At 64.1% G+C, this 20,857-nt stretch carries 20 protein-coding genes; 3 read left to right on the forward strand and 17 right to left on the reverse strand.

From position 1 onward, the window contains the following. Positions 1–116: 116 nt before the first annotated feature. From LE197_RS14020 to LE197_RS14030, 3 genes are read right to left on the reverse strand one after another with little or no spacing between them, the layout of a single operon-like run. Positions 117–1,346 (reverse strand): hypothetical protein, encoded by a 1,230-nt coding sequence (locus tag LE197_RS14020; protein WP_023108995.1) that lies wholly within the window; start codon positions 1,344–1,346, stop codon positions 117–119. Positions 1,347–1,382: 36 nt separating this feature from the next. Further along, positions 1,383–1,829: a PaaI family thioesterase gene (locus LE197_RS14025; protein WP_003087441.1), complete on the reverse strand. Its 447-nt coding sequence runs from the start codon at positions 1,827–1,829 to the stop codon at positions 1,383–1,385. Further along, a complete protein-coding gene (locus LE197_RS14030; RefSeq protein ID WP_003106488.1) occupies positions 1,826–2,299 on the reverse strand; it encodes a PaaI family thioesterase in 474 nt (157 codons plus the stop codon). The genes LE197_RS14025 and LE197_RS14030 overlap by 4 nt, the downstream gene beginning before the upstream one ends. Before the next feature lie 172 nt (positions 2,300–2,471). Here LE197_RS14030 and LE197_RS14035 point away from each other — a divergent pair, with 172 nt between their 5' ends. Then, positions 2,472–2,708, forward strand: coding sequence for a hypothetical protein (locus LE197_RS14035; protein WP_003087435.1), 237 nt, complete (start codon positions 2,472–2,474; stop codon positions 2,706–2,708). Between the two features lie 58 nt (positions 2,709–2,766). Here LE197_RS14035 and LE197_RS14040 read toward each other — a convergent pair whose 3' ends face one another. From LE197_RS14040 to sdhC, 11 genes are all read right to left on the reverse strand, one after another. Beyond that, positions 2,767–3,531: a DUF599 domain-containing protein gene (locus LE197_RS14040; RefSeq protein WP_003106486.1), complete on the reverse strand. Its 765-nt coding sequence runs from the start codon at positions 3,529–3,531 to the stop codon at positions 2,767–2,769. 145 nt (positions 3,532–3,676) lie between these two features. Further along, a complete protein-coding gene (gene brnQ / locus LE197_RS14045; protein WP_003087430.1) occupies positions 3,677–4,990 on the reverse strand; it encodes a branched-chain amino acid transport system II carrier protein in 1,314 nt (437 codons plus the stop codon). Positions 4,991–5,300: 310 nt separating this feature from the next. Continuing rightward, on the reverse strand, positions 5,301–6,188 hold the full coding sequence (sucD, locus tag LE197_RS14050; protein ID WP_003087428.1) for a succinate--CoA ligase subunit alpha: 888 nt from the start codon (positions 6,186–6,188) through the stop codon (positions 5,301–5,303). Further along, the gene (sucC, locus tag LE197_RS14055) at positions 6,188–7,354 is read right to left on the reverse strand and encodes an ADP-forming succinate--CoA ligase subunit beta (protein WP_003087425.1); all 1,167 of its coding nucleotides are present in this window, start codon (positions 7,352–7,354) and stop codon (positions 6,188–6,190) included. Before sucC ends, sucD begins: the two co-directional genes overlap by 1 nt. A gap of 328 nt (positions 7,355–7,682) precedes the next feature. Further along, on the reverse strand, positions 7,683–9,119 hold the full coding sequence (gene lpdA, locus LE197_RS14060; RefSeq protein ID WP_003087422.1) for a dihydrolipoyl dehydrogenase: 1,437 nt from the start codon (positions 9,117–9,119) through the stop codon (positions 7,683–7,685). A 68-nt stretch (positions 9,120–9,187) separates the two neighbouring features. After that, a complete protein-coding gene (odhB, locus tag LE197_RS14065; protein WP_003114264.1) occupies positions 9,188–10,417 on the reverse strand; it encodes a 2-oxoglutarate dehydrogenase complex dihydrolipoyllysine-residue succinyltransferase in 1,230 nt (409 codons plus the stop codon). Positions 10,418–10,459: 42 nt separating this feature from the next. Beyond that, complete coding sequence (locus LE197_RS14070; RefSeq protein ID WP_003087413.1) at positions 10,460–13,291, reverse strand: 2-oxoglutarate dehydrogenase E1 component; 2,832 nt, start codon at positions 13,289–13,291, stop codon at positions 10,460–10,462. 256 nt (positions 13,292–13,547) lie between these two features. Next, positions 13,548–14,255, reverse strand: a complete 708-nt coding sequence (locus LE197_RS14075) for a succinate dehydrogenase iron-sulfur subunit (RefSeq protein WP_003087410.1) — start codon at positions 14,253–14,255, stop codon at positions 13,548–13,550. 11 nt (positions 14,256–14,266) lie between these two features. Continuing rightward, a complete protein-coding gene (gene sdhA / locus LE197_RS14080) occupies positions 14,267–16,039 on the reverse strand; it encodes a succinate dehydrogenase flavoprotein subunit (protein ID WP_003087407.1) in 1,773 nt (590 codons plus the stop codon). A gap of 3 nt (positions 16,040–16,042) precedes the next feature. Then, positions 16,043–16,411, reverse strand: coding sequence for a succinate dehydrogenase, hydrophobic membrane anchor protein (sdhD, locus tag LE197_RS14085; RefSeq protein ID WP_003104386.1), 369 nt, complete (start codon positions 16,409–16,411; stop codon positions 16,043–16,045). Beyond that, positions 16,405–16,791, reverse strand: coding sequence for a succinate dehydrogenase, cytochrome b556 subunit (gene sdhC, locus LE197_RS14090; RefSeq protein WP_003104388.1), 387 nt, complete (start codon positions 16,789–16,791; stop codon positions 16,405–16,407). The genes sdhD and sdhC overlap by 7 nt, the downstream gene beginning before the upstream one ends. Positions 16,792–17,139: 348 nt before the next feature. Here sdhC and gltA point away from each other — a divergent pair, with 348 nt between their 5' ends. Next, positions 17,140–18,426, forward strand: coding sequence for a citrate synthase (gene gltA / locus LE197_RS14095; RefSeq protein WP_003087400.1), 1,287 nt, complete (start codon positions 17,140–17,142; stop codon positions 18,424–18,426). A 114-nt stretch (positions 18,427–18,540) separates the two neighbouring features. Here gltA and LE197_RS14100 read toward each other — a convergent pair whose 3' ends face one another. From LE197_RS14100 to LE197_RS14110, 3 genes are all read right to left on the reverse strand, one after another. Further along, positions 18,541–19,149 carry an START domain-containing protein gene (locus LE197_RS14100; RefSeq protein ID WP_003104390.1) on the reverse strand — a complete coding sequence of 203 codons (609 nt, stop codon included), beginning with the start codon at positions 19,147–19,149 and terminating at the stop codon, positions 18,541–18,543. Between the two features lie 133 nt (positions 19,150–19,282). Continuing rightward, complete coding sequence (locus LE197_RS14105) at positions 19,283–19,537, reverse strand: YkgJ family cysteine cluster protein (RefSeq protein ID WP_003087397.1); 255 nt, start codon at positions 19,535–19,537, stop codon at positions 19,283–19,285. Positions 19,538–19,640: 103 nt separating this feature from the next. After that, positions 19,641–20,396: a hypothetical protein gene (locus LE197_RS14110; protein WP_023108996.1), complete on the reverse strand. Its 756-nt coding sequence runs from the start codon at positions 20,394–20,396 to the stop codon at positions 19,641–19,643. Between the two features lie 115 nt (positions 20,397–20,511). On the opposite strand from LE197_RS14110, the gene LE197_RS14115 reads away from it, so the two are divergent. After that, complete coding sequence (locus LE197_RS14115; RefSeq protein WP_003104394.1) at positions 20,512–20,853, forward strand: DMT family protein; 342 nt, start codon at positions 20,512–20,514, stop codon at positions 20,851–20,853. The last annotated feature ends 4 nt before the right edge of the window (positions 20,854–20,857 follow it).

A 20,857-nucleotide genomic window follows, 5' to 3' on the forward strand; every position in this document is an offset into this window, starting at 1 on the left:
GCTCCAAGCTCCATCAATGACATAAGCCGCGTACCACGGCGGATGTCCCCTAGGTGGGGCCTTCTTCCGGCTTTTCAAGCGCTTATGCGAAAAAACCGCGCACCGTCGTGCGACGACTAGCGTTCGAGCAGTTCGAGACGGGCGATCTCCGCCGGGCGCAACAGGTAGCTCACCTCCCCCGCACCGGGCATTTCCCGGCGGATCACCAGGCGCCCCTCGCTGTCGAGGCCGGTGAAACGGCCCTCGGCGATACGCCCGCGTACCGTCGTGGCCTTGACCAGGCGCTGGCTGTAGCGCTGCGGTTCGACCTGGACCAGCTCCAGGTCGAGGGTGGCGTTGCCCGGCGCCGGCAGCGCCTGCGGCTCGGGCGGCGCCGCCGCGGCCACGGTCGCAGGCTCCGCCGGCAAGGCGGGGAACGCGTCGCCGCGCACCGTCCACTCCCGCCGGGCGTTCTTCTCCAGCGTCAGCTCCAGCACCTGAGCCTGGCCGGCCACCAGGGCCTCGATACGCAGCGGCCGCGCATGGCTGGCCGCGCGCCAGGACGGCGCCCGCACGAGGCTGACGTCGCGGCTGGCGAAACGTCGCTGCAGATAATCGCGCAAGACCAGGGCCAGGGTATCGTCGGAGTCGTAGCCCAGGTCGACCTTGCCGTGCCGATAGCGCAGCCGGTCGGTATACAGCTCGACGTGGCCGCTGAGGGTGGTCCGGTAGTCGCTCGGCAGGCTCAGGTGGAACTCGCCCTCCAGGCGGTTCGGCGCCTTGGGCCGCAGGTCCAGGTGCAAGGTATAGCCACGCAGGAGACGACGTGCCTCGGGCAGGTCCTGATCCGGTTGCAGCCAGCTCAGCTCGACTTCTGGCAACGCGCCGCCGTCCTCGGGCAGCACATCCAGGCGCAGCGCCCCGAGCGGCTGTGCCGGAAGGCGGATCTGCAGCTCGCGCTGGGCGTAGAAATCGTGCCCCTGGCGCAGGCTCAGCACGCCGCCGATCAACTCGCCGCTCTGCGGCGCGAAAGGCTTGCCGTTGAACTCCCCGCTGAGCGCGATGGACAGTTCCGCCGGCGGCCTGGCCTCCGGTTTCAGCCAGCGCAGGCTGAGGATCGCCTCCAGCCGCGCAGCGTCGTGACTGGCCAGCAGCGCCAGGCCGACCACCAGCGGGATGCAACCCAGCGCGGCCAGCCCGACGCCCTTGCGCGCCGTACGCCAGTGCACGCCGATGTAGGCCAGCGCCACCGGCGGGAAAAGGCTGCCGTAACCCCACAGCAGACCGGTACCGAAGGCCAGGACGATGACCCAGATATAGCCGGCGACCATCAGCAGCAGGCCGCCCAGAATCAGCAAGGCATCCATCGCGATATCCTCAGCCCACTTTCCGCAGCGTACGGCTCACGGCTCGTCCACCTTGAAATGCGCCCGCGCAGTGGCGATGGGCTCGCCCTGGGTGGTCTGCCAGGCGTTGATCGCGACGTTCGCCACCCGTCGCCCCTGGCGCCAGACCTGGCATTGCGCGTAGGTATCGCGGAAGTGCCCGGCACGCAGGTAGTCGATGGAGAAATCGATGATCTTCGGCAGGTGCGGAATGCTCATGAAGGTCAGCAGGTGCAACATCGCCGCATGCTCCATGAAGCCGGCGATCACGCCGCCATGGATGGCCGGCAGGGTCGGGTTGCCGATGTTGTCCTTGTTCGCCGGCAGGCGGAAGACCATGTCGTCGCCCAGGCGCAGGCATTCGATGCCGAGCAGCTTGGCGTACGGGATCAGCTCCACCAGCGGGCTGTAGTCGTTGTTCCGACGCGCGTCGCGGACCAGTTGCTCGAGGCTGGTCGGGCTCATGCCGCACCTCCCTGCGCGGCCGGCCTGGCCGCCCCGGCGCGGGCCGAACCGCCCATGCGCATGAAAGCGCCGACGACATGGGCGATGGGCTGGCCCGGATCGTCCTGGTAGGCGAAGCCGCGGGTGAAGATCACGTTCGGCGTGACCCGGTAGCACTCGGCGAAGCCATAGACATCCTTGTGCGGTTCGGCGGGATGCATGTAGTCGATGCGCAGGTCGAGCGTCGGGCAGATCTCGAAGTCCGGCAGCACGCAGACCGTGGAAATACCACAGGTGGTGTCCATCAGGGTGGTGATCGCGCCGCCGTGGACGACCCCGCTTTCCGGGTTGCCGATGATCGCCTGGCTGTAGGGCAGGCGCAGGGTCAGTCCTTTCTCGTCGGCGGCCTCGACCGTCAACCCCAGCACCTGGCAATGACGCAAGGCCGAGAGAAAGCGCCGGGCGCGCTCGAGGAGAGGATTTTCCGACATGACGGCGACCTTGCTGGGAGTTTTCTGGAGGGCGAATCATACCCTGCCGCCAAAGCCCCGGCAGCCGGGGTTTTGGACATAACGATCGAAATAGTCGAAGTGTGTGGAACTTCACGCCAGCGCAAATGTTCAAAGGGCTACAACGAGGAAAGCCGCACATGGAGGCTAAACGATGAAAAAGACCGTAACTCTTGCCCTGCTGCTCGCTGCCAGCCTTGGCCTGGCCGCTTGCGACAAGAAAGAGGAAGACAAGGCAGCGGCCCCGGCAGCTCCGGCTACCGAGACCCAGCCGAGCGCTCCGGCTACTCCCCCTGCCGAGCCCAGCGCCCCGGCGCCGTCGAGCGACACTCCGGCAACCCCGCAGACTCCGGCACCGACTCCGGAGCAACCGCAACAGAACCAGCAATAAGTTCTCGTTGACGTACCCTGAAAGAGCCCGCGCAAGCGGGCTTTTTCATGCCCGGGATTCAGCCCCTGGGCACCTCGCCCTCGCCTTCCCGCGGGCTTTCGGCGATTGCGGTCTCGGTGTAGACCATCACCTCCAGCACGTCCGAATGGAATTCGCGGCGATACAGGACCAGCACCACGCCGGCCGTCACCAGCATGAAGAACCAGGAATTGATGAACCAGGCGAGCATGGCCAGGCCGAAATAGTACGAGCGCAAGCCGAAGTTGAACTGGTTGGCCGCCAGCGAGATGACCCGGGCGGCACGCTCGGCAAAGGATTTGCGCTCCAGCTCGCCGACGTTGCGCTCGCCGATCATCGGTGCCGAGCCGACCAGGATCGCCGCGAAGTTGTATTGGCGCATGCACCAGCTGAAGGTGAAGAAGGCATAGACGAAGACCACTGCCAGGCACAGCAGCTTCAGTTCCGACAGTCCCCGGCTGGCCTCCTCCACGAACGGCAGGTCGGCCAGTACCGAGACGGCGCGATCGGTGGAGCCCAGCAGGGTGAGGATGCCGGCGAGGATGATCAGCGTGCTGGAGGCGAAGAACGACGCATTACGCTCCAGGTTACCGATCACGCTGGCGTCGGCGATACGGTTGTCGCGCAGCAGCAACCGGCGCATCCAGTCCTCCCGGTAGAGGTGCAGGACGCTGGCCAGGCAGGCGGTGTCGCGACCCTTCCAGGTGGCGTAGCGGGTGTAGCCCACCCAGCAGAACAGGAACCAGAGCGCCGCCAGCAGGTGTTGCAGCAGGTGCCCGTTGAAAATGCCGAGTTCGGCGGTCATGAAAACTCCCTCTTGAGCCGGCCGGGAATCGCCCCGCCGTTGTTTCGCGCCGTTGGGACGCCGCTCGCCGCGGCCAGGACACGACTTTCGTCGGCTCATGAAAAAGGCCGCCCGGAGGCGGCCTTCCTGGGGTTCGCCTGACGTCTCAGGCGACCGCTTCGCGCGGCTTGCCCAGCAGCCGATCGCAAACGACTGCCAGGACCAGCGCAATGGATACCGGCAGCAGCCAGCCAAGGCTCTGATCGGCGAGCGGAAGCTTGGCGAAGACGTCCGGCACCCACCCGTTCAGCTTGGCCGCCCCCAGCCCGTCGACGATGCCGAAGAGCAGCGCGACGATCATCACCGGCACGAACACCCGCGGGGCCGACACCCAGAGCCGGTCGAACAGGCTCAGGGCGATCAGCACGATGGCGAGCGGATAGAGTCCCACCAGAACCGGTACCGAAAGGCTGATCAACTGGGTCAGTCCCTGGTTGGCGACCAGCAGGCTGAACAGCGAGAACACGATCACCACCGTCTTGTACGAAACCGGCAGCAGGTCGCTGAAGAACTCGCCGCACGCCGTGATCAGCCCTACCGCCGTGGTCAGGCAGGCCAGGGTGATGACCACCGCCAGCAACAGGCTGCCGGAAACGCCAAAGGTCTGCTGCACATAGGCGGTGAGGATCTGTACGCCATTCTGGGCGTCGCCGGCGATGCCCTGGCTGGTGGCGCCAAGATAGAACAGCGCCAGGTAGACCAGGGACAGGCCGGTGGCGGCGATGACCCCGGCGATCATGGAATAGCGCGTGACCAGCCGGCTGTCGCTGATGCCGCGGTCGCGAATGGCGGTGGCGATGACGATACCGAAGACCAGCGCACCGAGGGTATCCATGGTCAGGTAGCCCTGCAGGAAGCCCTGCACCAGGGGCGCGCTCTGGTACTCGCCGGAACTGCTGCCGATCTCTCCCGCCGGCGCGAAGATCGCCGCGCCGCCAAGGACCAGCAGGGCCGACAGCAGCACCGGCGTGATGACCTTTCCGACCCGGTCGACAAGGCGACCCGGGTTCAGCACCAGGAACAGAACCACGGAGAAGTAAGCGACGGTATAGACGAGCAACGGCGCGCCGCCGTCCCCGGTGAAAGGCGCGACGCCCATCTCGAAGGACACCACGGCTGTACGCGGGGTGGCGAACAGCGGGCCGATGGCAAGATAGACGGCGATGGCGAACGCCACTCCCGCGCGCCGCCCGATCGGCTGGGTCAGGCGGCCAATACCGCCTCCGACCCGGGCCAGGGCGACCACCGTCAGCAACGGCAGGCCGACACCGGTAAGGAGGAAGCCGAAAGCCGCGCTCCATACGTGTTCGCCCGCCGCCATGCCGGCACTGGGAGGAAAGATGATGTTACCCGCGCCGAGAAAAAGCGCGAACGTCATGAAGCCAAGGGCGAGCAGGTCGAACCCTTTCAAATGAGTCATAGGAGGATGTACCACTGGCAGAAGTCTCGGTTGTTCGGGGTTTCCCTTTGGGGGTGTTAGGAAACATCGTCCTTCCGGATGAGGAGGACCGGTCAAGCCGCCCGACCCCTTTTGAGGGCCATGTGGCGCTATAGCTGCAGGCGCGCTGGCCTGCGGGATGATGCGTGGTGCGCCCGGGGTTTTGTCGGACACGAACCGTTGGCAATGATAGCGCATCGCGGCAACATTCGTTTGACGGATGCGATAGAACGACGAAGGCCACCGCTGTGAGGCGGTGGCCTTCGTCCTGGAACTCAGAAAACCCGGGAAATCAGGCCTTCTTCACTTCCCAACCGGTCAGCTCGGCCAGGGCCTTGCCGATGTCGGCCAGGGAACGCACGGTCTTCACACCGGCGTCCTGCAGGGCGGCGAACTTCTCGTCCGCGGTGCCCTTGCCGCCGGAGATGATGGCGCCGGCGTGGCCCATGCGCTTGCCCGGAGGGGCAGTCACGCCAGCGATGTAGGACACCACCGGCTTGGTCACGTTGGCCTTGATGAAGGCCGCGGCTTCTTCTTCGGCGGAACCACCGATCTCGCCGATCATGACGATGGCTTCGGTCTGCGGATCTTCCTGGAACAGCTTCAGGATGTCGATGAAGTTGGAGCCCGGGATCGGGTCGCCGCCGATGCCCACGCAGGTGGACTGGCCGAAGCCGGCGTCGGTGGTCTGCTTCACGGCTTCGTAGGTCAGGGTGCCGGAACGCGACACGATGCCTACCTTGCCCGGCAGGTGGATGTGACCCGGCATGATGCCGATCTTGCACTCGCCGGGAGTGATCACGCCCGGGCAGTTCGGGCCGATCAGGCGTACGCCCAGCTCGTCGCACTTGACCTTGGCGTCCAGCATGTCGAGGGTCGGGATGCCTTCGGTGATGCAGACGATCAGCTTGATGCCGCCGAATGCCGCTTCCAGGATCGAGTCCTTGCAGAACGGAGCCGGAACGTAGATGACCGAGGCTTCGGCGCCGGTGGCTTCCACGGCTTCCTTGACGGTGTTGAACACCGGCAGGCCGAGGTGGGTGGTGCCGCCCTTGCCGGGGGTCACGCCGCCGACCATCTTGGTGCCATAGGCGATGGCCTGTTCGGAGTGGAAGGTGCCCTGGCTACCGGTGAAGCCTTGGCAGATGACTTTGGTGTCTTTGTTGATCAGGACGCTCATTACTTACCCTCCGCGGCCTTGACGACTTGCTGGGCAGCGTCGGTCAGGCTGGTTGCCGCGATGATGTTCAGGCCGCTTTCGGCCAGGACCTTGGCACCCAGTTCAGCGTTGTTGCCTTCCAGGCGGACGACAACCGGAACCTTCACGCCGACTTCTTTGACGGCGCCGATGATGCCTTCGGCGATCATGTCGCAACGCACGATGCCGCCGAAGATGTTCACCAGGACAGCCTTCACGTTGCTGTCGGACAGGATGATCTTGAACGCTTCGGTCACGCGCTCCTTGGTCGCACCGCCGCCAACGTCGAGGAAGTTGGCCGGCTTGCCGCCGTGCAGGTTGACGATGTCCATGGTACCCATGGCCAGGCCGGCGCCGTTGACCATGCAGCCGATGTTGCCTTCCAGCGCGACGTAGTTCAGCTCCCACTTCTGCGCATGGGCTTCACGGGCGTCGTCCTGGGACGGGTCGTGCATGGCGCGCAGCTTCGGCTGACGGTACAGGGCGTTGCTGTCGATGTTGATCTTGGCATCCAGGCAGTGCAGGTTGCCGTCTTTCTTGATCACCAGCGGGTTCACTTCCAGCAGGGCCAGGTCGTAGTCCTGGAACAACTTCGCCAGGCCGACGAAGATATGGGTGAACTGCTTGATCTGGTCGCCCTTCAGGCCCAGCTGGAAGGCCAGCTCGCGGCCCTGGTACGGCTGCGCGCCGACCAGCGGGTCGATGGTAGCCTTGAGGATCTTCTCGGGAGTGTCGTGGGCGACCTTCTCGATGTCCACGCCACCTTCGGTGGAAGCCATGAACACGATGCGGCGGCTGGAACGATCGACGACGGCGCCGAGGTACAGCTCCTTGTCGATGTCGGTGCAGGACTCCACCAGGATCTTGCTGACCGGCTGGCCGTTGGCGTCGGTCTGGTAGGTCACCAGGTTCTTGCCCAGCCACTGCTGGGCGAACGCCTTGGCGTCCTCTTTGCTCTTCACCAGCTTCACACCGCCCGCTTTACCGCGGCCGCCGGCGTGCACCTGAGCTTTGACGACCCACTCGCTGCCGCCGATCTTGTCGCAGGCTTCTGCGGCCTCTTCGGGGGTGTCTACGGCAAAGCCCTTGGATACAGGCAGGCCGTATTCAGCGAACAGCTGCTTACCCTGATATTCGTGGAGATTCATGCTTGTCTACCGTTATTCGTCTAGGTATTGCGCATTTCGGCGGAGCGCTCGTGGCGCCCCACCACCTGTGACCGTCGTTTCGCGAACCACCCGGCTCGCGAAAAAACAGTCCGGCGGCATACGCCCGCGGCCACCTCGCAACGGTCGCCGGCGCTCACCCGCCGTGGTTCTTCTGAAAGTCTGCCGCCTGCGGCATCCCGACGCAGGCGGCAAACCGTGGATTCTACAGAACCCGGACCCGACAAGGCCAGGAACCTGTCCTGGCCTGACGGACGACGCGTCCCGCGTCGCTGTGACGCCCCTGGCGTGAACCGGGGCGTCGGATCACTCAGCGCTTCTTGCGGTTGGCGATGTGGATGGCATGGCCATTCACTGCCAGGGCAGCTTCGTGCAGGGCTTCGGACAGCGTCGGGTGAGAGAAGACCATCATGCCCAGGTCTTCGGCGCTGGTGCCGAATTCCATGCCGATCGCGCCTTGCTGTACCAGCTCGGCGGCGCTCGGGCCGATCACGTGGACGCCCAGGACGCGGTCGGTCTTCGCATCGGCGATGACCTTGACCAGGCCGGTGGTGTCGTTGGCAGCCATCGCGCGACCGCTGGCGGCGAAAGGGAAGGTGCCGACGTTGACTTCGACGCCCTCGGCCTTGAGGGTCTGCTCGGTCTTGCCGACCCAGGCGATTTCCGGGTGGGTGTAGATGACCGACGGAATCAGGTCGTAGTTCATCTGCGCCTTGTGGCCGGCGATGCGCTCGGCGACCATCACGCCCTCTTCCGAGGCTTTGTGCGCGAGCATCGCGCCGCGAACCACGTCACCGATGGCGAAGACGCCCGGAACGCTGGTCTTGCAGTGGTCGTCGACGTAGATGAAGCCACGCTCGTCCAGGGTCACGCCGCTGTCGGCGGCCAGCAGGTCGGTGGTCACCGGGCGACGGCCGACCGCGACGATCAGCTTGTCGAAGGTTTCCTTCTGCTCGCCGTTGGCGTCGGTGAAGGTCACGGTGACCTGCTTCTTCTTCACTTCCGAAGCGGTCACGCGGGCACCCAGGCGAATGTTCAGGCCTTGCTTGGTCAGGACCTTCAGGGCTTCCTTGGCGATCTGCTCGTCGGCAGCCGGGAGGAACTTGTCCAGGGCTTCCAGCACGGTCACCTCGGCACCCAGGCGGGCCCATACCGAACCCAGCTCCAGACCGATGACGCCGGCGCCGATCACACCCAGCTTCTTCGGCACGGCCTGGAATTCCAGGGCGCCGGTGGAGTCGACGATGATGTCGTCGGTCAGCGGGGCCGGCGGGATCTCCACCGGGCGGGAGCCGGAAGCGATGATCACGTTCTCGGCTTCCAGGACCTGGGTCTTGCCGTCCAGACCGGTCACTTCCACCTGCTTGTTGGCCAGCAGCTTGCCGTGGCCTTCGAAGGAGGTCACGCCGTTGGCCTTGAACAGGGTAGCGATGCCGCCGGTCAGGTTCTTGACGATGTTGGCCTTGCGCGCAACCATCGCCGGAACGTCGATGGTGACGCCCTTGGCTTCGATACCATGGACTTTGAAGGCCTCTTTGGCCTCATGGTACTTGTAGGAGCTGTCCAGCAGCGCCTTGGACGGGATGCAGCCAACGTTCAGGCAGGTACCGCCGAGCGCCACCTTGCCTTCCTTGCCGATGTACTTCTCGATGCAGGCGGTCTTCAGGCCCAGCTGGGCAGCGCGGATGGCGGCAACGTAACCGCCGGGGCCGGCACCAATCACTACCACGTCGAATTTCTGGCTCATATCTCAATCCTTATTCGGGTGAAACCGGACGGCCCCACGAGGGGGCCGCCGTGAAGAGAAACGCTAAATCAGACGTCCAGCAGCAGGCGAGCCGGATCTTCCAGCAGGTCCTTGATCGCCACCAGGAAGCTCACCGCTTCCTTGCCGTCGATCAGACGGTGGTCGTAGGACAGCGCCAGGTACATCATCGGCAGGATCACCACTTGGCCGTTCACGGCCATCGGGCGCTCCTGGATCTTGTGCATGCCGAGGATGGCGGTCTGCGGCGGGTTGACGATCGGGGTCGACAGCAGGGAACCGAACACGCCACCGTTGGAGATGGTGAAGGTGCCGCCGGTCATGTCTTCGATAGTCAGCTTGCCTTCCTTCGCCTTCTTGCCGAAGTTGGCGATGCCGCCCTCGATCTCGGCCAGGCTCATGAACTCGGCGTTACGCAGTACCGGAACCACCAGGCCGCGGTCGCTGGAAACGGCAACACCGATGTCCTGGTAGCCGTGGTAGACGATGTCGTTGCCGTCGATGGAAGCGTTGACCCCCGGGAAGCGCTTCAGCGCCTCGGTGGCGGCCTTGACGAAGAAGGACATGAAGCCCAGGCGCACGCCGTTGTGCTTCTTCTCGAACAGGTCCTTGTACTTCGAACGCAGGTCCATGATCGGCTTCATGTTGACCTCGTTGAAGGTGGTCAGCATGGCCATGGCGGACTGCGCCTCGACCAGGCGCTCGGCGACCTTGGCCCGCAGGCGGGTCATCGGCACACGCTTCTCGACACGGTCGCCGGCGGCGAAGATCGGCGCCTCGGCAGCCGGGGCGGCAGGCTTGGCCGGGGCGGCCGGGGCGTTCTTCTTCGCTTCGACCGCAGCGACCACGTCTTCCTTGGTCACGCGACCGCCCTTGCCGGTGCCGGCGATGCTGTTCGGATCGATACCGGCCTCCTCGGCCAGCTTGCGCGCGGCCGGGGACAGGATGGCGTCGTCGCCGCCAGCGGCGGCCGGAGCGGCGGCCTGGGCAGCCGGAGCGGCGGCGGGCGCAGCGGCAGCCGGAGCGGCCGGAGCGGCGGCGCCGCCTTCGTTCAGCTTGCCGAGCAGCTCGTTGCTCAGAACGGTGTCGCCTTCGTTCTTGATGATCTCGGCCAGCACGCCGTCAGCCTCGGCGAGAACCTCGATGACCACCTTGTCGGTCTCGATGTCGACGATCAGTTCGTCGCGCTTGACCGCTTCGCCCGGCTTCTTGTGCCAGGTGGCGACGGTGCCGTCGGCGACCGATTCCGGGAAGGTTGGGGCTTTGATTTCGATAGCCATTGTGTGCATTTCCTTAAATTCGGTTTCTTCAGCGCGTAGGCGTTAAACAGTAAAGGCGTCTTGCAGCAGTTTTTCCTGCTGCTCGGCGTGCATCGAGGCGTAGCCGCAAGCCGGAGCAGCGGAGCCTTCGCGGCCGGCGTACTCGAGATTGAGGCCCTTCTTGTGCGCGGCGATGACACGACGCATGTGATGCTGGCTGCAGAACCAGGCGCCCTGGTTCATCGGCTCTTCCTGGCACCAGACGATGTGCTTGAGGTTCTTGTAGGGAGCCAGAACTTCCGCCAGGTCGTCTTCCGGGAACGGATACAGCTGCTCGATACGGACGATCGCGGTATCTTCGCGGCCTTCCGCGCGACGCTTCTCCAGCAGGTCGTAGTACACCTTGCCGCTGCACAGCACGACGCGGTCGACCTTCTTCGGATCCAGGCTGTCGATTTCCGGGATCACGGTCTGGAAGGAACCGTTGGCCAGATCTTCCAGGGTCGAGATGGCGAGCTTGTGACGCAGCAGGGACTTCGGCGTCATCACCACCAGCGGCTTGCGCAGTGGGCGGATCACCTGACGGCGGAGCATGTGGTAGACCTGAGCCGGGGTGGTCGGCACGCAGACCTGGATGTTCTGCTCGGCGCAGAGCTGCAGGTAGCGCTCCAGGCGCGCGGAGGAGTGCTCCGGACCCTGCCCCTCATAGCCGTGCGGCAGCAGCATGGTCAGGCCGCAGAGTCGGCCCCATTTGCTTTCGCCACTGGTGATGAACTGGTCGATGACCACCTGGGCGCCGTTGGCGAAGTCGCCGAACTGGGCTTCCCAGATCACCAGCGAATTCGGCGTGGTGGTGGCGAAACCGTATTCGAACGCCAGCACGGCCTCTTCCGAAAGGAAGGAATCGTAGATATCCAGCCGCGGCTGGCCGTCGAACAGATTGGCCAGCGGTACGTAGACCGAGTCGTCCTTCTGGTTGTGCAGCACCGCGTGACGGTGCGAGAAGGTGCCACGGCCGACGTCCTGGCCGGTCATCCGTACCGGATGGCCTTCGAACAGCAGGGTCGCGTAGGCCAGGGTCTCGGCGAAGCCCCAGTTGATCGGCAGGCCACCGGCCGCCATCTTCTGGCGATCTTCGTAGATCTTCGAAACCTGGCGCTGAACCACGAAGCCTTCCGGCACTTCCAGCATCTTGCTGGACAGTTCCTGCAGGGTCTTCAGGTCGAAGCGGGTGTCGTGACGCGCGGTCCAGGCATGGCCCAGGTACGGACGCCAGTCGACGAACAGTTCCTTGTTGGGCTCCTTGACCAGGCTCTTCACCACGTGCAGGCCGTTGTCCAGGGCATCGCGGTAGTCGTCGATCTTCGACTGAACCTGCTCGGCGCTGAGCACGCCGGCGTTCACCAGCGCATCGGCGTACAGCTCGCGGGTAGTACGCTGCTTGGCGATCTGCTGGTACATCAGCGGCTGGGTGCCGCTCGGCTCGTCCGCCTCGTTGTGGCCGCGGCGACGGTAGCAGACCAGGTCGATGACCACGTCACGCTTGAACTGCATGCGATAGTCGACGGCCAGCTGGGTGACGAACAGCACGGCTTCGGGATCGTCGCCGTTGACGTGGAAGATCGGCGCCTGAATCATCTTCGCCACGTCGGTGGCGTACTCGGTGGAACGCGCATCGTCCTGGCGGCTGGTGGTGAAACCGACCTGGTTGTTGATCACCAGGTGGATGGTGCCACCGGTCTTGTAGGCGCGGGTCTGCGACATCTGGAAGGTTTCCATGACCACGCCCTGCCCCGCGAAGGCGGCATCGCCGTGGATGGAAATCGGTACCACCTTGTCACCGGAGCTGTCCTTGCGACGGTCCTGGCGAGCACGAACGGAACCCTCGACCACCGGGGAAACGATTTCCAGGTGCGACGGGTTGAACGCCAGCGCCAGGTGGACTTCGCCACCGCTGGTCATCACGTTCGAGGAGAAGCCCTGGTGGTACTTCACGTCACCGGAGCCCAGCTCGACGATCTTCTTGCCTTCGAACTCGTCGAACAGGTCGCGCGGGTTCTTGCCCAGGGTGTTGACCAGGACGTTCAGGCGACCGCGGTGAGCCATGCCGATGACGATTTCCTTGGCGCCGTAGGAACCGCAGCGCTGGATGATCTCGTCGACCATCGGGATCAGGCTTTCGCCGCCTTCCAGGCCGAAACGCTTGGTGCCCGGGTACTTGGTGCCCAGGTACTTCTCCAGGCCTTCGGCCGCGGTCAGGCGCTCGAGCAGGTGCGCACGCGCCTCGGCGGAGAAGCCGGGACGGCCACGCACGCTTTCCAGACGCTGGAGGAACCACTTGCGCTGCTCGGAATCGACGATGTGCATGAACTCGGCGCCGAAGGTACCGCAGTAGGTGCTCTTCAGGCTGTCGACGATTTCACGCAGGGTCGCCTCTTCCTTGCCGATGTAAAGCTCACCGGTGCGGAAAGTGGTGTCCAGGTCGGCACCCGTCAGACCGTAGTGGTCGATCGACAGGTCGGCAGGCGCGGGACGCTGCCACAGGCCGAGCGGGTCGAGGGTGGAAGCCTGGTGGCCGCGGAGACGGTAAGCGTGAATGAGACGAAGGACTTCGACCTGCTTCTTCTCGTGCTCGCTGCTCACGCTACCGGCGGAAACCGGCTGGGCACGGCGCTGGTTCTTGGCCAGCAGGACGAAATGATCGCGCACAGTGGAGTGCGAGACGTCGGGGGCGGGATTGCCATCGGCGGGAAGCTTCTGGAAATACGTGCGCCACTCTTCTGGCACAGCGTTAGGGTCGTGCAGGTAGAGCTCGTAGAGCTCTTCGACGTAGGCAGCGTTACCACCGGATAGATGGGCACTGTTCCACATCCGCTGCATTACGCTTTCGTGCATGCTAGGTCACCCTCGGTAAGGGGACAACCACCTGGCGAAACCTTGAAGGCTCCGAAGTCCTCAGGCAGCGACATCGGTATGGCCACTACAGATCCCGCAGATAGTCCGGGTACCAGCCCGGATGCCCCTGCTGGTCATATTTTTCAAATCTGGGCCATGGCTTTGTGAGCTTGGCCCGCTTAGTTGCTGCGACGCCGGAAGAACTCCGGCGCCACAGGTGTTGCTAGGTACAACTCATATAACAACTGCGAGAGGATCAGGTTCCGCTCTGCAGCAGCATATTACGCACGTGGCCGATCGCCTTGGTCGGGTTCAGACCCTTCGGGCAAACGTTCACGCAGTTCATGATTCCGCGGCAGCGGAACACACTGAACGGGTCGTCCAGCGAAGCCAGGCGCTCTTCGGTCTTGGTGTCACGGCTGTCGGCCAGGAAACGATAGGCTTGCAGCAGTGCGGCCGGACCGAGGAACTTGTCGGGGTTCCACCAGAAGGACGGGCAGGAGGTCGAGCAGCAGGCGCACAGGATGCACTCGTACAGACCGTCCAGCTTCTCGCGCTCTTCCGGGGTCTGCAGACGCTCGATGGCCGGGGCCGGCGTATCGTTCTGCAGGAACGGCTTCACCTTCTCGTATTGCTTGTAGAAGATGCTCATGTCCACGACCAGGTCACGAATGACCGGCAGGCCCGGCAGCGGACGGATCACCAGCTTGCCGCCCTTCAGGCCGGCGGCCGACAGCGGGGTGATGCAGGCCAGGCCGTTCTTGCCGTTGATGTTCATGCCATCGGAGCCGCAGACGCCTTCACGGCAGGAACGACGGTAGGAGAAGCCCTCGTCCTGTTCCTTGATCAGCGCCAGCACGTCGAGGACCATCACGTCCTTGCCGTTGGTGTCGACCTGGAAATCCTGCATGTACGGCGCAGCATCTTTGTCGGGGTTGTAACGATAAACACTCACTTGCAACATGGCGGGCACCCTTAGTAAGTCCGAACCTTGGGTTCGAATGCCGGAACGGTCTTCGGCGCGAAGTTGACGGAACGCTTGGATACGCGCTTCTCACCCGGGAAGTACAGGGTGTGGCACAGCCAGTTCTCGTCGTCGCGCTCCTCGAAGTCTTCACGGGCGTGGGCGCCACGGGACTCCTTGCGGTGCTCGGCCGCGATCGCGGTGGCCTCGGCCACCTCGAGGAGGTTTTGCAGTTCCAGCGCTTCGATGCGCGCGGTGTTGAATGCCTGGCTCTTGTCGTTGATCTTGACGTTGGCGATACGCTCGCGCAGGTCGGCCAGCTGGGCGATGCCCTTCTGCATGTACTCGCCGGTGCGGAACACACCGAAGTAGTTCTGCATGCAGCTTTGCAGCTCGCGCTTGAGCGGAGCGACTTCTTCGCCGCTGGTGCGCTCGTTCACGCCGTTCAGGCGCTTGAAGGAGGCTTCCAGGTCGCTCTCGGAAGCGCCGCGGGCGTCGATGCCCTCTTTCAGCGCTTTTTCCAGGTGCAGACCGGCGGCACGGCCGAATACCACCAGGTCGAGCAGCGAGTTGCCGCCCAGGCGGTTGGCGCCGTGTACCGATACGCAGGCCACTTCGCCCACGGCGAACAGGCCTTCGACGATCTGGTCGTTGCCGTTGGCGTCCTGGGTGATGGCCTGGCCATGGATGTTGGTGGCAACGCCACCCATCATGTAGTGGCAGGTCGGGATCACCGGGATCGGCGCAACGACCGGGTCGACGTGGGCGAAGGTCTTGGACAGTTCGCAGATGCCGGGCAGGCGGCTGTGCAGGACTTCCTCGCCGAGGTGGTCGAGCTTCAGCAGCACGTGGTCCTTGTTCGGGCCCACGCCGTTGCCGGCCAGGACTTCCTTGACCATGGAACGGGCGACCACGTCGCGGCCGGCAAGGTCCTTCGCGTTCGGCGCATAACGCTCCATGAAGCGCTCGCCGTGGGCGTTGATCAGGTAACCGCCTTCGCCGCGGCAACCTTCGGTGACCAGTACACCGGCGCCGGCGATGCCGGTCGGGTGGAACTGCCACATCTCGATGTCCTGCACCGGCACGCCGGCACGCAGGGCCATGCCCACGCCGTCACCGGTATTGATCAGCGCATTGGTGGTGGAGGCGTAGATACGGCCGGCACCGCCAGTGGCCAGGACCACGGCCTTGGAACGGATGTAGACGGTCTCGCCGGTCTCGATGCAGATGGCGATGATGCCGACCACCGCGCCGTCCTGGTTCTTCACCAGGTCGACCGCGTACCACTCGTTGAGGAACGAGGTGCCATTCTTCAGGTTGGCCTGGTACAGGGTGTGCAGCAGCGCGTGGCCGGTACGGTCGGCGGCGGCGCAGGTACGGGCGGCCTGGCCACCCTTGCCGAAGTCCTTGGACTGGCCGCCGAACGGACGCTGGTAGATGCGGCCGGTTTCGGTACGGGAGAACGGCAGGCCCATGTGCTCGAGCTCGAACACGGCCTCGGGGCCGACGGAACACATGTATTCGATCGCGTCCTGGTCACCGATGTAGTCGGAGCCCTTGACGGTGTCGTACATGTGCCAACGCCAATCGTCGTTCGGGTCGGCCGAAGCGATCGCGCAGGTGATGCCACCCTGTGCGGATACGGTGTGGGAACGGGTCGGGAAGACCTTGGTCACCACGGCGGTCTTGTGGCCGCCCTGGGCCAGTTGCAGCGCGGCACGCATGCCGGCGCCACCGCCACCGACGATGATGGCGTCAAAGGAAAGTGTACGAATGCTAGCCATGGATCACATACCCCAAAGAATCTGCACACCCCAGACGAAGAATGCGAACATCGCCATGCCGCAAACCGCCTGGAAGAGGAAACGCACGACTGTCGCCGCCTTGCCGAGAGCCATCGAAGTCAGGTAGTCGGTGGAGATGGTCCACATACCGACCCACGCATGGACGCTCAGGGCAACCAGGGTCAACAGGCTGAAGATGCGCATCCAACCCTGCGAGAACAGGCCGTGCCAGTCCGCGTAGGAAATGTTGGGGTGAGCAATGAGGTAGCCCAGCAGGAAAATGACATAAGCCGCGAGAACGACCGCGGAAACGCGCTGGGCCATCCAGTCGTAGAGGCCGGAGCGCGAGAAGTTTGTGACGTTAGTTACCATACCCATACCCCCGCCAGAACGATCAGCACCACCGCGATGGCGATGACGATTTTGGAGCCACGTTTACCGCCTTCCAGCGTCTCGCCGACGCCAGCGTCCATGACCAGGTGGCGAACACCGGCCACCAGGTGGTACAGCAGCGCAGACAGCAGGCCCCAGATCACCAGCTTGGCCAGGGGACTGGTCAGGCACGCCTTCACCTGCTCGAAGCCTTCTTCCGAACTCAGCGACTTGTCGAGCGCGAACAGCAGCACGGCAATACCGAGGAACAGGATGACGCCAGAGATACGGTGGAGAATGGACGTGTAAGCGGTGACAGGGAGTTTGATGGTCCTTAGGTCTAGGTTTACAGGTCGTTTGCTATTCACGGCTTTTTTCACACTGAGAGCCCTAACGAACAGGGCTAGTTGTCGGGAAGTGCACTTGTCAGGTACCCATCACCAGGGAGTGGCGACCGTCTATGAAAGCGGGCCAGGAATACCCCTTGCGGTCGGACGCCGAGTATAGACAGTTAGGCTACTAATGACAACGAAAACACCCATCGCCAAATGGTTGATTGCGGGCCTTTTATAAAAGGCGTAAATAGCCCCCTTTTTCTGCGAAAACCCCGCCACGGAAGGCTCTACGGCATGGATTCGCGCAAATTGACTTTCGAATTTATCCCTCTATAGTGGTGCGGGCCCTGCGTGGGGGGTACTGATGATTTCAAGCATAAATAGGAGGCCATCATGGCTGACAAAAAAGCGCAGTTGATCATCGAGGGCTCAGCCCCCGTCGAACTGCCCGTCCTATCCGGTACCATGGGTCCCGATGTAGTGGATGTACGGGGCCTCACCGCCACGGGCCACTTCACCTTCGATCCTGGCTTCATGTCGACCGCCTCCTGCGAGTCGAAGATCACCTATATCGACGGCGACAAAGGCGTCCTCCTTCATCGCGGCTACCCCATCGAGCAACTGGCAGAGAAATCCGACTACCTGGAAACCTGCTACCTGCTGCTGAACGGCGAGCTGCCCACCGCCGCGCAGAAGGAACAGTTCGTCGGCACCATCAAGAACCACACCATGGTTCACGAGCAGTTGAAGACCTTCTTCAACGGCTTCCGCCGCGACGCCCATCCGATGGCCGTGATGTGCGGCGTGATCGGCGCCCTCTCGGCCTTCTACCACGACTCCCTGGACATCAATAACCCGAAGCATCGCGAAGTCTCCGCGCATCGCCTGATCGCCAAGATGCCGACCATCGCCGCCATGGTGTACAAGTACTCCAAGGGCGAGCCGATGATGTATCCGCGTAACGACCTGAACTACGCGGAAAACTTCCTCCACATGATGTTCAACACCCCCTGCGAGACCAAGCCGATCAGCCCCGTGCTGGCCAAGGCCATGGACCGCATCTTCATTCTCCACGCCGACCACGAGCAGAACGCCTCCACCTCCACGGTGCGTCTGGCCGGCTCCTCCGGCGCCAATCCGTTCGCCTGCATCGCCTCCGGCATCGCCGCCCTGTGGGGACCGGCCCATGGCGGCGCGAACGAAGCGGTGCTGCGTATGCTCGACGAGATCGGCGACGTGTCCAACATCGACAAGTTCGTCGAGAAGGCCAAGGACAAGAACGATCCGTTCAAGCTGATGGGCTTCGGCCATCGTGTCTACAAGAACTTCGACCCGCGCGCCAAGGTCATGAAGCAGACCTGCGACGAGGTCCTCCAGGAGCTGGGCATCAACGACCCGCAACTGGAACTGGCGATGAAGCTGGAAGAAATCGCCCGCCACGACCCCTACTTCGTGGAACGCAACCTGTACCCGAACGTCGACTTCTACTCGGGGATCATCCTCAAGGCGATCGGCATTCCGACCAGCATGTTCACCGTGATCTTCGCCCTGGCGCGTACCGTCGGCTGGATCTCGCACTGGCAGGAAATGCTCTCCGGCCCCTACAAGATCGGCCGCCCGCGCCAGCTCTATACCGGCCACACCCAGCGCGACTTCACCGCCCTCAAGGATCGCGGCTGAAACCCGTCACGCCCGGCGAGGAAGGCTGCTTCGGCAGCCTTTTTTGTGCCCGCCCCTTTCCGCCGGACACAAAAAAACCGCCCCGGAGGCGGTCTTTTTGCAAGGAAGGCGCGCTCAGCGCTTCTCGGCGGCGCTACGCAGGCCCTTGAGGGTGTTCAGCGGCGCGTCGACCACGAAGCTGTTGGCCAACCAGGAAGGAATGCTGCCACCCGGCTCGGTTTCCACCTGGTAGGTCACTTCCGTCACGCCCTGCCCCTTCGGCTGCAACTTCCACTCGCCGACCAGCTTGGGCACGCGGATCTGGCCCTTTTCCTCGGGGATATAGGTCGGATCGGCCTTAAGGTGACGGATCACGGTGCCATCCGCAGTCTTCTCGGTGGTGACATGGATGACCACGTCGCGACCGGTAACTGGCCAGGGCATGTCGATCTTCGAGTAGGTCCAGGCGTCGGCGCCTTCCTGCTTCAGGAGTTTCATCTCGGCGCAGGCATGGATCCACTTGCAGGAACCCTTGACGTCCTCCTGCAGCGCCTCGATGGTCGCCACGTCGGCCTTGATGTCGGTAACGCCGCGATAAGCCTTGTACTTGGAGCCCTGGACACTGCTGAGGTAGACCTTCACGCCATCCTCGTCCTTGGCCAGCTTCCAGTCTTCGGCCAGCGCATTGCCGGCCACCCCGAACACTGCGGCAGCCAGCACGGTCATACGCAAAATGCCACGCATCGTTCCTGTTCCTCTCTTTATGGTTATTTTCGGTTCGCCGGCCGGGCGGTCGACGCCCTGCAAGCCGCGATCCTGAGCCTTCGGCGCAGGATGCGCAGCAGTATGGCGTGAGACAGCCAGACTTCCAACCCGTTCACGCGGCAGTGATGACTTCCCACTCCGCGATCAGGGCCAGCGCCTGCTCACGGCTGTCGCCGCAGATTTCCGGATCGGCGCCGAACTGGCCGCATACGGCCGGTCGCTCCGGTCGGCCGAACAGCCCGCAGAGATGGTTTTCGTCCAGGTGCAGGCAGCGTACGCCCGCGGGCTTGCCGGCCGGCATGCCCGGCAGCGGAGAGGAAATCGACGGTGCTATGCAGCAGGCGCCGCAGCCGGCTCTACATTGCATGGGAAGGATCTCGCCCGAAAGTTGGCAGAGGAGCGGCCAGGACAGCCGTCCGAAACGGGCGCAAAGAATACGGACCGGCCAGGCCGCCGCCAAGCCCGGCGGATCAGCGGCGCGTTTCCGCCTCGAGACGCGCGCTGCGAAGCTGCCACTGCTCGCGGTTGCCGGCAGCGAACAGCCAGGCCCTGGCCGACTCCGTCGCTGCCCGCCATTGCACGCGGCCCGGCTCGCGCAGGTCGAGGGATTGCGCCGCCGTCGAGTGGCCGAGGAAGGCGTTGCCAGCGGAACTCCAGTAGCCGGCGACCCCGGCCGGCAAGACCCAGGAGCGACCTTCCGCCTCGTCATCGACGATACCGGACAAGCGCTCCCCCGCTCCACGCCGCCAGGACAGGGCGACCCGGTTCAGCTCGCTGTCCGCCAGCGCGACGCGCACCTCCATGCCGCCCTGGCGCGGCTCGAACGACAGCTCGTAGGCGCTGAGCCGGCCATCGGCGCAGCGCAGGTGCCCCTTCAGGGACAAGCGTCGACCGACCAGTTCGAAGCTCTCCAGGCTCTGCTCCTGGCAGCGCAACTGCAGGCGACCGGCGCTTTCCCGCCCGGCCCCGAGAAAACCGCCCTCGCTCTCCCACAACGGCGGCCGAGCGCTACCCGCCACTGACAGGGCGAGGCTCTTGCCGCCCCAGCTCAAGCGGTATTCGCCCAGGTCGAAATCGCGCGGGATGGCAAACGCCGGCGGCACCCGCAGCTCGCTCCACAGAGCCGGCTCCCGCGACGCCTGGCTCGCCCACCAGGCGGCTGCCAGCACGACGGCCAGCCCGCTCAAGGCGAGCCCCCAGACCAGCGAGCGTTTGTGCAACCGCATACCTTTCATCCTTTTCCGAGCACCAGCCCCTACCGGTCGATGCCTGCCCACTTGGATTTATCGCCGCAGCCAATTAGGCTGCGGCGCCGTCCCAATCCCCCGGAGCCCACCCATCATGCCCGTCTGGCTGCAAACCGCCTTGTTGCTAGCCTGTTCCAACCTGTTCATGACCTTCGCCTGGTATGGTCATCTGAAGACTCTCAACAGCAAGCCCTGGATCATCGCCGCCCTGATCAGTTGGGGTATCGCGCTGTTCGAATACCTGCTGCAGGTACCGGCCAATCGCATCGGCTACACCGAACTCTCGGTCGGCCAACTGAAGATCATGCAGGAAGTCATCACCTTGGCGATCTTCGTCCCGTTCAGCGTCTACTTCATGCAACAGCCGCTGAAACTGGACTACCTCTGGGCCGGCCTGTGCCTGCTCGGCGCGGTGTACTTCATCTTCCGCGCCTGAGCCG

It is taken from the genome of Pseudomonas sp. PS1(2021) (assembly GCF_020405165.1).
In the GTDB taxonomy this organism is placed as follows: Bacteria; Pseudomonadota; Gammaproteobacteria; order Pseudomonadales; family Pseudomonadaceae; genus Pseudomonas; species Pseudomonas aeruginosa.